The sequence below is a fragment of the Pseudomonas sp. 478 genome (assembly GCF_003254125.1).
Classification (GTDB): domain Bacteria; phylum Pseudomonadota; class Gammaproteobacteria; order Pseudomonadales; family Pseudomonadaceae; genus Aquipseudomonas.
Genome location: NZ_QKZG01000006.1, coordinates 187,999 through 200,475, shown reverse-complemented (window position 1 = coordinate 200,475; position 12,477 = coordinate 187,999). Strand labels below are relative to the sequence as shown.

General features: G+C 59.9%; 11 protein-coding genes. 6 read left to right on the top strand and 5 right to left on the bottom strand.

What is annotated here, in order from left to right:
* Nucleotides 1-250 precede the first annotated feature (250 nt).
* Complete coding sequence (gene cysD / locus DFS28_RS14670; protein ID WP_030128620.1) at nucleotides 251-1,168, top strand: sulfate adenylyltransferase subunit CysD; 918 nt, start codon at nucleotides 251-253, stop codon at nucleotides 1,166-1,168.
* A 9-nt stretch (nucleotides 1,169-1,177) separates the two neighbouring features.
* A complete protein-coding gene (gene cysN / locus DFS28_RS14665) occupies nucleotides 1,178-3,076 on the top strand; it encodes a sulfate adenylyltransferase subunit CysN (RefSeq protein WP_046045871.1) in 1,899 nt (632 codons plus the stop codon).
* 162 nt (nucleotides 3,077-3,238) lie between these two features.
* On the opposite strand, the gene DFS28_RS14660 is transcribed toward cysN, so the two are convergent.
* Genes DFS28_RS14660 through DFS28_RS14650 form a run of 3 tightly spaced genes read right to left on the bottom strand, consistent with a single transcriptional unit; the run spans nucleotide 3,239 to nucleotide 6,646 of the window.
* Entirely contained in the window at nucleotides 3,239-4,147 is a 909-nt protein-coding gene (locus tag DFS28_RS14660) for an acyltransferase (protein ID WP_111450395.1), read from the bottom strand.
* Entirely contained in the window at nucleotides 4,148-6,247 is a 2,100-nt protein-coding gene (gene pta / locus DFS28_RS14655) for a phosphate acetyltransferase (protein ID WP_008150719.1), read from the bottom strand.
* 60 nt (nucleotides 6,248-6,307) lie between these two features.
* Nucleotides 6,308-6,646 (bottom strand): DUF3565 domain-containing protein, encoded by a 339-nt coding sequence (locus DFS28_RS14650; protein ID WP_111450509.1) that lies wholly within the window; start codon nucleotides 6,644-6,646, stop codon nucleotides 6,308-6,310.
* Here DFS28_RS14650 and DFS28_RS14645 point away from each other — a divergent pair.
* From DFS28_RS14645 to DFS28_RS14635, 3 genes are all read left to right on the top strand, one after another.
* Nucleotides 6,615-7,100, top strand: coding sequence for a peptidylprolyl isomerase (locus DFS28_RS14645; RefSeq protein WP_008150718.1), 486 nt, complete (start codon nucleotides 6,615-6,617; stop codon nucleotides 7,098-7,100). The two genes, DFS28_RS14650 and DFS28_RS14645, sit on opposite strands and share 32 nt — an antisense overlap.
* Before the next feature lie 125 nt (nucleotides 7,101-7,225).
* Nucleotides 7,226-7,708: a glutathione peroxidase gene (locus DFS28_RS14640; RefSeq protein WP_008150716.1), complete on the top strand. Its 483-nt coding sequence runs from the start codon at nucleotides 7,226-7,228 to the stop codon at nucleotides 7,706-7,708.
* A gap of 155 nt (nucleotides 7,709-7,863) precedes the next feature.
* Complete coding sequence (locus DFS28_RS14635) at nucleotides 7,864-8,967, top strand: NADH:flavin oxidoreductase (RefSeq protein WP_111450394.1); 1,104 nt, start codon at nucleotides 7,864-7,866, stop codon at nucleotides 8,965-8,967.
* 126 nt (nucleotides 8,968-9,093) lie between these two features.
* Here the strand turns inward: DFS28_RS14635 and DFS28_RS14630 are convergent, their stop codons facing one another.
* Together DFS28_RS14630 and cysZ are read right to left on the bottom strand one after the other, a co-directional pair.
* On the bottom strand, nucleotides 9,094-10,293 hold the full coding sequence (locus DFS28_RS14630; RefSeq protein WP_111450393.1) for a glycosyltransferase family 1 protein: 1,200 nt from the start codon (nucleotides 10,291-10,293) through the stop codon (nucleotides 9,094-9,096).
* Between the two features lie 40 nt (nucleotides 10,294-10,333).
* Entirely contained in the window at nucleotides 10,334-11,086 is a 753-nt protein-coding gene (gene cysZ, locus DFS28_RS14625) for a sulfate transporter CysZ (protein WP_111450508.1), read from the bottom strand.
* 316 nt (nucleotides 11,087-11,402) lie between these two features.
* Between cysZ and trxB the strand changes: the two genes are divergently transcribed.
* Nucleotides 11,403-12,359, top strand: a complete 957-nt coding sequence (gene trxB, locus DFS28_RS14615; RefSeq protein WP_111450392.1) for a thioredoxin-disulfide reductase — start codon at nucleotides 11,403-11,405, stop codon at nucleotides 12,357-12,359.
* Nucleotides 12,360-12,477: the final 118 nt, after the last annotated feature.

Genomic DNA, 12,477 nt, shown 5'->3' with positions numbered 1-12,477 from the left:
TCACCTCCCCGATCCACTGTAGGAGCGAGCCTGCTCGCGATGGCTGCGTCACATCCGACATTGATGTGACTGACACACCGCTATCGCGAGCAGGCTCGCTCCCACAGGACCCAATACACCCGAACAGGCAGGTATATTCATATACCCTTTCGATCTAGCTTGCGTCCTGATTAGAAGAGGTCGCTGTGCTAGGATTCCTCGCTCGAACACGGCCCGCTGGCCGTCCATAAGATCGTTTTCGTGAGTAGCCATGGTCGACAAACTGACGCATCTGAAACAGCTGGAGGCCGAAAGCATCCACATCATCCGCGAGGTCGCCGCCGAGTTCGATAACCCGGTGATGCTGTACTCCGTCGGTAAAGACTCCGCCGTGATGCTGCACCTTGCGCGCAAGGCATTCTTCCCGGGCAAACTGCCGTTCCCGGTGATGCACGTCGACACCCGGTGGAAGTTCAAGGAAATGTACGCGTTCCGCGACCGCATGGTCGAAGAGCTCGGCCTTGACCTGCTGGTACACGTGAATCCCGAGGGTGTTGCGCAGGGTATTAACCCGCTCACCCACGGCAGCGCCAAGCACACCGATATCATGAAAACCGAAGGCCTCAAGCAGGCCCTCGACAAGTACGGTTTCGATGCCGCTTTCGGTGGTGCCCGTCGTGACGAAGAGAAATCCCGTGCCAAAGAGCGCGTGTATTCCTTCCGCGATACCAAGCACCGCTGGGACCCGAAAAACCAGCGTCCCGAGTTGTGGAACGTCTACAACGGCAAGGTCAACAAGGGCGAATCGATCCGTGTTTTCCCGTTGTCGAACTGGACCGAACTGGACATCTGGCAGTACATCTACCTCGAAGGCATCCCGATTGTGCCGCTGTATTTCGCCGCCGAGCGCGACGTTATCGAGATGAATGGCACATGGATCATGATCGACGACGAACGCCTGCTCAATCACCTGAGCGATGAAGACAAGGCGCGCATCGTCAAGAAGAAGGTCCGCTTCCGTACACTCGGCGACTACCCGTTGACCGGTGCGGTCGAGTCCGAGGCCACCAGCCTGACCGACATCATTCAGGAAATGCTCCTGACGCGAACTTCCGAACGCCAGGGCCGGGTCATCGATCACGATGGCGCAGGCTCGATGGAAGAAAAGAAACGTCAGGGTTATTTCTAAGGGGTTGTCATGTCGCACGCATCTGATTTGATCAGCGAGGACATCCTCGCCTACCTGGGCCAGCACGAACGCAAGGAAATGCTGCGCTTTCTGACCTGTGGCAACGTCGACGACGGCAAGAGCACCCTGATCGGGCGCCTGCTGCACGACTCCAAAATGATCTACGAAGATCACCTGGAAGCCATTACCCGCGACTCGAAAAAAGTCGGCACCACTGGCGACGACATCGACCTGGCATTGCTGGTCGACGGCCTGCAGGCCGAGCGTGAGCAGGGCATCACCATCGATGTCGCTTACCGCTACTTCTCCACCGCCAAACGCAAATTCATCATTGCCGACACCCCTGGCCATGAGCAGTACACCCGCAACATGGCCACCGGTGCGTCCACCTGTGACCTGGCGATCATCCTGGTCGACGCCCGTTACGGCGTGCAGACCCAGACCCGTCGCCACAGCTTCATTGCCTCGTTGCTGGGCATCAAACACATCGTTGTCGCCATCAACAAGATGGACCTCAACGGTTTCGACGAAACAGTCTTCGAGTCGATCAAGGCCGATTACCTGAAGTTCGCCGAAGGCATTGCGTTCAAACCGACCACCATGGCCTTCGTGCCGATGTCGGCGCTCAAGGGCGACAACGTGGTGAACAAGTCCGAGCGCTCGCCGTGGTACACCGGCCAGTCGCTGATGGAAATCCTTGAAACCGTCGAGATCGCCAACGACCGCAACTACACCGACCTGCGTTTCCCGGTGCAGTACGTCAACCGTCCGAACCTGAACTTCCGTGGTTTCGCCGGTACGCTGGCCAGCGGCGTCGTGCACAAGGGCGACGAAGTCGTGGTGCTGCCGTCGGGCAAGAGCAGCCGTGTGAAATCCATCGTCACCTTCGAAGGTGAACTGGAGCACGCCGGTCCTGGTCAAGCGGTGACGCTGACCATGGAAGACGAGATCGACATCTCCCGCGGCGACTTGCTGGTGCACGCCGACAACCAGCCGCAAGTGACCGACGCCTTCGACGCCATGCTGGTATGGATGGCCGAAGAGCCGATGCTGCCGGGCAAGAAATACGACATCAAGCGCGCCACCACCTACGTGCCGGGTTCGATCACCAGCATCGTCAACCGCGTTGACGTGAACACCCTGGAAGAAGGTCCGGCGAGTTCGTTGCACTTGAACGAGATCGGTCGGGTCAAGATCAGCCTCGACGCGGCCATCGCGCTGGACGGTTACGCGAGCAACCGCACCACCGGTTCGTTCATCGTCATCGATCGTTTGACCAATGGCACCGTTGCGGCCGGCATGATCATCGCTCAGCCGTTGAGCCATGGCACCAGCACGCATCACGGCAAACTGGCGCACGTTGCCACCGAAGAACGCGCCCAGCGCTTCGGCCAGCAACCGGCCACCGTGTTGTTCAGCGGCTTGTCGGGCGCTGGCAAAAGCACCCTGGCTTACGCCGTTGAACGCAAGCTGTTCGACATGGGCCGTGCGGTGTTTGTACTCGATGGCCAGAACCTGCGTCACGACCTGAACAAAGGTCTGCCACAGGATCGCGCCGGGCGTACCGAGAACTGGCGTCGTGCGGCGCACGTTGCGCGTCAGTTCAACGAAGCCGGTCTGCTGACGCTGGCGGCCTTCGTTGCGCCGAGTGCCGAAGGTCGTGAGCAAGCCCGGGAGCTGATCGGCAAGGAACGTCTGCTGACGGTCTACGTCCAGGCCTCGCCGACAGTCTGTGCCGAGCGTGACCCACAAGGCCTGTACGCGGCGGCCGGGGATAACATCCCGGGCGATTCCTTCCCGTACGACGTGCCACTGGACGCCGACCTTGTGGTCGACACCCAGTCGCTGTCGCTGGAAGAAAGCGTTAAGCAAGTGCTGGATCTGCTGCGCAAGCGTGGCGCGATCTAAGCGTTAGCCGCTAATAAAAAACCCGCCGATGAGTGATCATCGGCGGGTTTTTTTGTGTCTTTGAGATCGCCATCGCGAGCAGGCTCGCTCCCACAGTGGATCTTCGGCGAACACTGAACTTGTGGGAGCGAGCCTGCTCGCGATGGGGCCAGTACAGGCACCTCAAGACTTGGCGGGATACTCGCGGTGCATTTGCGCAAGCAACGCATCCTTGTCCTGCCACATCTGATTGATCCAGCCCTGAAACTGCAAGCGATACTCCCCATCCTGGTCGTAGTTCTTGCCGATGAACTGCGGCGGAATCTTCAGCTCCTGAAAGTGCACCACTACGTCCTTCACGTTCCCACAGAGCAAATCCCAGTAACCAGGACGGCCGGCCGGATAGTGAATGGTCACGTTGACGATGGCTTCCAGCTGCTCACCCATGGCATCCAGCACAAACGCAATGCCGCCAGCCTTGGGCTTGAGCAGATGCTTGAACGGCGATTTCTGCTGGGCATGCTTGCCATCGGTGAAACGCGTCCCTTCGACGAAGTTGAAAATCCCCACCGGGTTATGGCGGAACTTGTCGCAGGTCTTGCGGGTGGTTTCCAGGTCTTTGCCTTTCTTCTCCGGGTGCTTCTCCAGGTAGGCCTTGGAGTAGCGCTTCATGAACGGAAAGCCAAGCGCCCACCACGCCAGACCAATCACCGGCACCCAGATCAGTTCCTGTTTGAGGAAGAACTTCAGCGGGCGAATCTTCCGGTTCAGCACGTATTGCAACACCATGATGTCGACCCAGCTCTGGTGGTTGCTGGTGATCAGATACGAGTGCTGATAGTCCAGACCTTCCAGGCCGCTGAGGGTCCAGCGCGTGTGTCCGAGCAAGTCCATCCAGGCCTTGTTGTTGCTGATCCAGGCTTCGTGGATGTGGCTCATCAGCCAATCGGTAAAACGCTGGGCGGCGGGGAAGGGCAAAAGCAGTTTGAAAATCGCCACGATGAACAGCGGTGTGCAGCAGGCAATCGTGTTCAGCGCCAACAGCAGCGAGGCAATGACGCCTCGCAGCGGTGCAGGTAGGGAATCCAGCATTTAAAGATCCAAAGGTCGGTTGGCAGCTTGAATCGCGGTCAACGCGATGGTGTAGACGATGTCATCGACCTGCGCGCCGCGCGGCAGGTCGTTCACCGGTTTGCGCAGGCCTTGCAGCATCGGCCCGAGGCTGACGCAATCGGCGCTGCGTTGCACGGCTTTGTGGGTGGTGTTGCCGGTGTTCAGGTCGGGGAACACGAACACTGTGGCGCGACCGGCGACCTGGCTGTTCGGCGCCAGTTGCCGGGCAACGGTTTCGTTGGCGGCGGCGTCGTATTGCAATGGGCCGTCGATCAACAGCGAGTTCTGTTGTTCATGGGCGAGCAACGTCGCTTCGCGCACCTTCTCGACTTCTTCGCCGCTGGCCGATTCACCGCTGGAGTAGCTGATCATCGCCACGCGCGGGGTGATGCCAAAGGCGGCTGCCGAGTCGGCGCTTTGCAGGGCGATCTCGGCCAGTTCGCTGGCGCTGGGGTGCGGGTTCATTACGCAGTCGCCGTAGACCAGAACCTCTTCGGGGAAGAGCATGAAGAACACAGACGACACCAGCGTGCAGCCCGGCGCGGTCTTGATCAGTTGCAGGGCTGGGCGGATGGTGTTGGCGGTGGAATGAATGACCCCGGACACGAGGCCGTCCACTTCATCCAGCGCCAGCATCATGGTGCCGATCACCACGGTGTCTTCCAGTTGCTGTTCAGCCATCGGCGCGTTGAGGCTTTTGGTTTTGCGCAGGGCGACCATCGGCTCGACGTAGCGCTCGCGAATCAGGTCCGGGTCGAGGATTTCCAGCCCTGGCGGCAGCTCGATGCCTTGGGCGCGGGCGACCGCTTCGACGTCTGCCGGTTTCGCCAGCAACACGCAGCGGGCAATGCCGCGCGCCTGACAGATCGCTGCGGCTTGCACGGTCAGCGGCTCGCTGCCTTCGGGCAGGACGATGCGTTTGTTGGCAGCCTGGGCGCGCTGGATCAGTTGATAACGGAACACCGCTGGCGACAGGCGCATTTCCCGTGGCGTGCCGCAGCGTTGGTGCAGCCACTTGGCGTCGAGGTGGCTGGCAACGAAATCGGTGATGATCTCCGCGCGCTCGCGGTCGTCGATCGGGATTTCTTTGTTCAAACCGTTCAACTGGTTAGCGGTGTCGTAGGAACCGGTGCTCACCGACAACACCGGCAGGCCCGCCTGCAACGCACCACGACAGAGGTCCATGATGCGCGGGTCGGGCAGGGTGTCGCTGGTCAGCAACAGGCCGGCCAGCGGCACGCCGTTCATGGCGGCGAGGCTGACGGCGAGGATGATGTCGTCGCGATCACCGGGCGTCACCACCAACACGCCGGGCTTGAGCAGCTCCACGGTGTTACGCACGGTGCGGGCGCAGATGATGATATTGGTCATGCGCCGGGTTTCGTAATCACCGGCATTGAGAATCTGTGCGCCCATCAGGTCGGCGACGTCACGGGTGCGCGGGGCGTTCAATTCCGGCTGGAACGGGATGCAGCCCAGCAGACGGAAATCGCCACTGCGCAGCAACGGCGAATGCTCTTTCAAGCGCGAGGCGAAGGCCTCCATGCTCTCGTCGGTTTTGACCTTGTTGAGGATCACGCCGAGGACTTTCGGGTCTTTGGGGCCGCCGAACAATTGCGCCTGCAATTCCACTCGGCCGGACAGTTCGGTCAGCACTTCGTTTTCCGGTGCCGAGACCAGGATCACTTCGGCGTCGAGGCTTTTCGCCAAATGCAGATTGACCCGTGCAGCGTAACTGGCGCTGCGGGTCGGGACCATGCCTTCGACGATCAGCACATCCTTACCGACTGCCGCCTGCTGATAGAGGGTGATGATTTCTTCGAGCAACTCGTCCAGCTGACCGTCGCCGAGCATGCGCTCGACGTGCGCCAGCCCGAGCGGCTGAGGCGGTTTCAAACCGTGAGTGCGCGCCACCAGCTCGGTGGACCGTTCAGGCCCGGTGTCACCCGGATGCGGCTGGGCAATCGGTTTGAAAAAGCCGACCTTGAGGCCGGCCCGCTCAAGGGTACGTACCAGCCCGAGGCTGATGGAGGTCAGACCCACACCAAAATCGGTGGGCGCGATAAAAAAAGTTTGCATGCGGATTCTCTGGAGGTGCATGGCAATGGTGAACGCCTATGACTGGCCTTCTACCGAAATTCAGTCGCCAAGGTTAGCGCTAACCGAGCCTTGTGCGCACCAACCGCAATCAAAGGGCTGGCCTATTTTTTCATTACGCAGCAAAGGGTCCAGCACCCAGGCTCGGGATTGCCACGGTGGCTGGTGGCGCAGGTGCTGGGTGTGACCGCAGGAAAGCTCGGCCACCCAGTGCCCGTCCTCATCCTGATGGAAGCCTGTGACCGTCGAGCCTTTCGCCGTCACCCGTCTGTCCGGGTTGTGTTCGCTTTCGGGCGATTGCTTCGCTAAACTTGGCCATTCTTCATTCTTATGCAAAAGGTCTCGCCCCATGCTGATCGCCGCCAATAAGGCTGTCTCCATCGACTATACCCTGACCAACGACGCTGGTGAGGTCATCGACAGCTCCGCCGGCGGCGCGCCGCTGGTCTACCTGCAAGGCGCAGGTAACATCATTCCGGGCCTGGAAAAGGCACTGGAAGGCAAAACAGTCGGCGACGAGCTGACCGTAGCCGTTGAACCTGAAGATGCCTACGGCGAATACGCTGCCGAACTGGTCAGCACCTTGAGCCGCAGCATGTTCGAAGGCGTCGACGAGCTGGAAGTGGGCATGCAGTTCCACGCATCCGCTCCGGACGGCCAGATGCAGATCGTCACCATTCGCGATCTGGACGGCGACGATGTCACCGTCGACGGCAACCACCCGTTGGCCGGTCAGCGCCTGAACTTCCAGGTCAAGATCATCGACATCCGTGATGCCAGCCAGGAAGAAATCGCTCATGGTCACGTCCATGGCGAAGGTGGCCATCACCACTGATTTTCTGCGCTAAGCTTTCGAGAACTGGAGAGGCGCCCGAGGGGCGCCTTTTTTAGTCCGCGGCTGTCCCTGGTGACACCGCCAAGTGGCTGTTTCGAGAAGAACACGGGAATCTGGAGTTCGTCATGAGTGCTTTTCACGACCTTAAATTGACAGGCCTGGATGGTCAGGAGCTACCTCTGGCGCCCTTCAAGGGGCATGTCGTGCTGGTGGTCAACGTCGCCTCCAAATGTGGCCTGACCCCACAGTACGCGGCGCTGGAAAACCTCTACCAGCAATACAAGGACAAAGGCTTCAGCGTGCTGGGCCTGCCGTGCAACCAGTTTGCCGGGCAGGAACCGGGTACCGAGCAAGAGATCCAGGCGTTTTGCAGCCTCAACTACGGCGTGAGTTTTCCGTTGTCCAGCAAGCTGGAAGTCAACGGTCACGATCGTCATCAGCTGTACCGTCTGCTGGCGGGCGAGGGTGCTGAATTTCCCGGTGACATTACCTGGAACTTCGAAAAATTCCTGCTGGGCAAGGATGGTCGCGTGCTGGCGCGATTCTCGCCGCGCACGGCGCCGGATGATCCGACTGTCGTTCATGCGATCGAAAAAGCCCTGAGCTGAACCAAAAAATCGCAGCCACTGAGCTGCGATTTTTTATGCCTGCCTTTTGAACCTTAATCACCGCAATCAATAGTGCTGTGCTTCGCTTGCCGCTCCGCATATTATCGCCGTCATAAAATCTCTGTCCCGTCGATACCGTTTCCGTGGAGCGTCCCATGCCCGTCAAAGCCCTGTTCAAACCGTTCCACCTCGGCACCCTCGAACTGCCGACCCGTGTCGTCATGGCGCCGATGACCCGTTCGTTTTCACCGGGTGGCGTTCCCAATTCCAAAGTGATCGAGTACTACCGTCGTCGCGCCGCTGCGGGTGTGGGCCTGATCATCACCGAAGGCACTACCGTCGGCCACAAGGCTTCCAACGGTTACCCGAACGTGCCGCATTTCTACGGTGAAGCGGCATTGGCCGGCTGGAAGAAAGTGGTCGACGCGGTGCATGCCGAGGGCGGCAAGATCGTTCCTCAGCTGTGGCATGTCGGCAGCGTGCGCCGCATCGGCACCGAGCCGGACGCCAGCGTGCCGGGTTACGGTCCGTCGGAGAAATTGAAGGACGGTCAGGTCGTGGTTCACGGCATGACCCGGCAAGATATCCAGGACGTGATCGCCGCATTTGCCCAGGCCGCCAAAGACGCCCAGAGCATCGGCATGGACGGCGTGGAAATTCACGGTGCCCACGGCTACCTCGTGGACCAGTTCTTCTGGGAAGGCAGCAACCAGCGCACCGATGAATACGGCGGCAGCCTGGCCAACCGTTCGCGTTTTGCCATTGAACTGATCCAGGCTGTGCGTGCCGCGGTCGGTGAAGGCTTCCCGATTATTTTCCGTTTCTCGCAGTGGAAGCAGCAGGATTACACCGCGCGTCTGGTGCAAACACCCGAAGCGTTGGGTGAATTCCTCAAGCCGTTGTCCGACGCCGGCGTGGATATTTTCCACTGCTCGACGCGTCGTTTCTGGGAGCCGGAGTTCGACGGTTCCGAGCTGAACCTGGCCGGCTGGACCCGTAAGCTCACCGGTAAACCGACCATCACCGTGGGAAGTGTCGGCCTGGATGGCGAGTTCCTGCAGTTCATGGTCAACACCGACAAGATCGCGCAGCCGGCCAGCCTGGAAAAACTGCTGGAGCGTTTGAACAATAATGAGTTCGATCTGGTGGCCGTCGGTCGTGCGCTGCTGGTGGACCCGGACTGGGCGCAGAAAGTGCGCGACGGCCGTGAAGAAGACATCCTGCCGTTCAGCCGTGAGGCGTTGATGACGCTGGTTTAAGCGGCGCTTGGCAGGGCCCTTTCGCGAGCAGGCTCGCTCCCACTTTCAACCGAGTTCTACCTGAAGAATGCGGTCAACTGTGGGAGCGAGCCTGCTCGCGAAGGCGGACTCAAGAACACTGAAGAATCAGAGTACCGTCGGTGCATTCGGCAGCACTTGCTCACCAACACAAGCCCCGCGCAACTGCCCCTCAAACTGCTCGATAATCGCTGCCCACCCTTGGCGACTCGCATGCTGACGCGCATTAAGCCGCACGCAGCGCAAGGTTTCGCGCTCCTCCAACAGCCAGCACGCCGCATCGCAAAACGCCTCTTCGTCCCCCGGCATCGCCAGTACGCCGTTGTAGCCATGGCGAATGTGCTGAGCCGCTGCTGCCTGATCGTAGGCCACCACCCCCAAACCCGACGCCAGTGCCTCAAGCACCACGTTGCCGAATGTCTCAGTCAGGCTTGGAAACAGAAACACATCTCCCGACGCATAGTGACTGGCCAAGGCTTCACCGCGTTGAGAGCCACAGAAAATCGCCTCGGGCAGTTCCTTCTCCAGGACCACTCGTTGCGGGCCGTCGCCGATCACGATCAACTTCAGGTTTTTCTGTGGATAAGTCGTGCGCAGCCTGTCGAAACTGCGCTTGAGCAAACCGAGATTTTTCTCCTGGGCCAGGCGACCTACATGGATGACGGCAATGTCACTGTCGGCCAGACCCCACTGTTCGCGTAGCGACGTCAGCCGCTTGCTCGGGTGAAACAACTGGCTGTCGACCCCACGCGACAGCAACGCCAGACGCTCGAAATGCCGGCGCTCCAGTTCCATTCGTTGACTCACGCTCGGCACCAGGGTCAGCGTCGAACGATTGTGAAACCAGCGCAGGTAGTGGGTCAGCAATCGCGTCAGCAGTCCAAGACCATACTGACTGGAGTACTGCTGAAAATTAGTGTGAAAGCCGCTGACCACCGAAATCCCCAAGCGCCGCGCCGCGCGCAACGCGGACAATCCCAGCGGTCCTTCCGTGGCGATGTACAGCACGTCCGGCCGATGACGCTTCCAGCGCCGCAGCAGCTTGTGCATCGACGACTGACCCCATTGCAAGCCGGGATAACCCGGTAGCGGCCAGCCCCGGCATAGCAACAACGCATCATCGCTGCCCTGCTGCTGATCGCAACCCTGACGCGGTCGCACCAATTCCACCTGATGCCCGCGCGCGCGCAAGCCGTCACACAAGCGACCGAGGGTATTGGCCACTCCGTTGATTTCGGGAGGGAAGGTTTCGGTGATCAGAGTGATATGCAGAGCTGTCGTCATGACCTCAGTGTCGGCTGAGGCCATGTCGTCAGTGTGACGGTGGGATGATGAATTTGTGACCGAGTCAGCGCTGGACTACCAGGTTTTCCGCGCCGCGTTCACGCACCCAGAACAAGGTCGCACCCGCCACGGCGGCCGGCATCATCAGGATGTTGACCACCGGAATCAGCAGCACCAGATAAACACTGCCGCCGAAACTCATGCTCTGCCAGCGCTTCTCGCGCAGCCAGGCGAGCATCTCGTTCCAGCCCAGTTTGTGGTTATCCGCCGGGTAGTCGATGTACTGGATCGCCATCATCCACACCCCGAACAGCAGCCACAATGGTGCGGCAACGATGTTAACCACCGGGATGAACGAAAGGATGAACAACCCGATGGCGCGTGGCAGGAAGTAGCCGAGTTTGCGCATCTCGCGGGACAGGGTGCGGGGGATCATGGCGATCAGTTCGCCCCAGCTGAAGGACGGGAAGTCGTCGGTCCCGCGCACCACCACTTCGACTTTCTCGGCGAGGAAGCCGTTGAATGGCGCGGCGATGACGTTGGCGAGCATGGTGAAGGTGAAAAACACCATCAAAACGACAAGCACGACGAAAATCGGCCACAGGATGTAACTGAGGAAACTCAGCCAGTCGGGCAGGGACGGCATCAACGTATCGACCCACAGGCTGAATTGATGGCTGGCCAGGTAGATCAATCCGACGAACAGCACCAGGTTGATCACCAGCGGCAACAGCACGAACAAACGCAGGCTTGGGCTCAGGACCAATTTGAGGCCTTCGCGCAGGTATTGCGGGCCGGACAGAACGGGGGCGGGCATAACGTGCTCCGAGCAAAGGGGAAACGCGCCGACCTTACCGGCTTTGCCTGACGGGCGAAAGCGCGGCAGCAGCATCGACATTAACTGTAACAAAGGCGCCTATGCATCCATCGTGATGGGATAGAGACCGCCTATGAGCTGGATTGTTAAACCGTATTTCCTTAATCTTCGCCCCCTCGATACGCTGCACCCCATACTTTTTACAGGACTGTCGAGCTCAAGCCTTCCCCAAGTGCTTTCAACGGTCCTTTTTTATTCCCGCCGGCAACCCGGCGTTCCGCGCCAGAAGTTTCGGGCCGGTCAACAGGAGCAGGTCATGTCTGAAGTCCGTCATTCGCGAGTGATTATTCTCGGTTCCGGCCCTGCCGGTTACAGCGCCGCAGTCTATGCCGCCCGTGCCAACCTCAAGCCACTGCTGATCACCGGCATGCAAGCCGGCGGTCAACTGACCACCACCACCGAAGTCGACAACTGGCCTGGCGACGTCCACGGCCTGACCGGCCCGGCGCTGATGGAACGCATGAAAGAGCACGCCGAGCGCTTTGAAACCGAAATCGTCTTCGATCACATCAATGCCGTGGACTTCGCTGCCAAGCCGTACACCCTGACCGGTGACAGCGCGACCTACACCTGCGACGCCCTGATCATCGCCACCGGCGCCAGCGCTCGTTACCTGGGCCTGCCGTCGGAAGAAACCTTCATGGGCAAAGGCGTTTCGGCCTGCGCGACCTGCGATGGTTTCTTCTATCGCAACAAGCCAGTGGCCGTGGTCGGTGGCGGCAACACCGCTGTTGAAGAGGCGCTGTACCTGGCCAACATCGCCAGCAAGGTCACCCTGATCCACCGTCGCGAAACTTTCCGCGCCGAGAAGATCCTGATCGACAAGCTGAATGCCCGGGTTGCCGAAGGCAAAATCGTCTTGAAGCTGAACTCGACACTGGACGAAGTCCTGGGCGACAACATGGGCGTGACCGGTGCCCGCCTGAAGAACAACGATGGCAGCTTCGACGAGCTGACCGTCGACGGCGTGTTCATCGCCATCGGCCACACCCCGAACACTTCGTTGTTCGAAGGCCAGCTGACGTTGAAAGACGGCTATCTGGTGGTGCAGGGCGGCCGTGACGGCAACGCCACTGCCACCAGCCTCGAAGGTATCTTTGCTGCCGGTGACGTGGCTGACCACGTTTACCGTCAGGCCATCACCTCGGCCGGCGCTGGCTGCATGGCGGCACTGGACGCCGAGCGCTACCTCGACGACCTGCAGAACGCTTGATTCTGATTCTGTAGAAAACAAAAAACCGGCTTCGGCCGGTTTTTTTGTACCCACGATTTGGTGGTCGATCACAAAACCTGTGGGAGCGGGCTTGCTCGCGAAAGAGGTTTGTCAGTCG

Coding starts and splice junctions, on each gene's coding strand:
- trxB (WP_111450392.1), top strand. CDS start 11,403: ATGTCTGAAGTCCGTCATTCGCGAGTGATTATTCTCGGTTCCGGCCCT.
- DFS28_RS14650 (WP_111450509.1), bottom strand. CDS start 6,646: ATGGAGACAGCCTTATTGGCGGCGATCAGCATGGGGCGAGACCTTTTG.
- DFS28_RS14640 (WP_008150716.1), top strand. CDS start 7,226: ATGAGTGCTTTTCACGACCTTAAATTGACAGGCCTGGATGGTCAGGAG.
- DFS28_RS14630 (WP_111450393.1), bottom strand. CDS start 10,293: ATGGCCTCAGCCGACACTGAGGTCATGACGACAGCTCTGCATATCACT.
- DFS28_RS14635 (WP_111450394.1), top strand. CDS start 7,864: ATGCCCGTCAAAGCCCTGTTCAAACCGTTCCACCTCGGCACCCTCGAA.
- pta (WP_008150719.1), bottom strand. CDS start 6,247: ATGCAAACTTTTTTTATCGCGCCCACCGATTTTGGTGTGGGTCTGACC.
- DFS28_RS14660 (WP_111450395.1), bottom strand. CDS start 4,147: ATGCTGGATTCCCTACCTGCACCGCTGCGAGGCGTCATTGCCTCGCTG.
- cysN (WP_046045871.1), top strand. CDS start 1,178: ATGTCGCACGCATCTGATTTGATCAGCGAGGACATCCTCGCCTACCTG.
- DFS28_RS14645 (WP_008150718.1), top strand. CDS start 6,615: ATGCTGATCGCCGCCAATAAGGCTGTCTCCATCGACTATACCCTGACC.
- cysZ (WP_111450508.1), bottom strand. CDS start 11,086: ATGCCCGCCCCCGTTCTGTCCGGCCCGCAATACCTGCGCGAAGGCCTC.
- cysD (WP_030128620.1), top strand. CDS start 251: ATGGTCGACAAACTGACGCATCTGAAACAGCTGGAGGCCGAAAGCATC.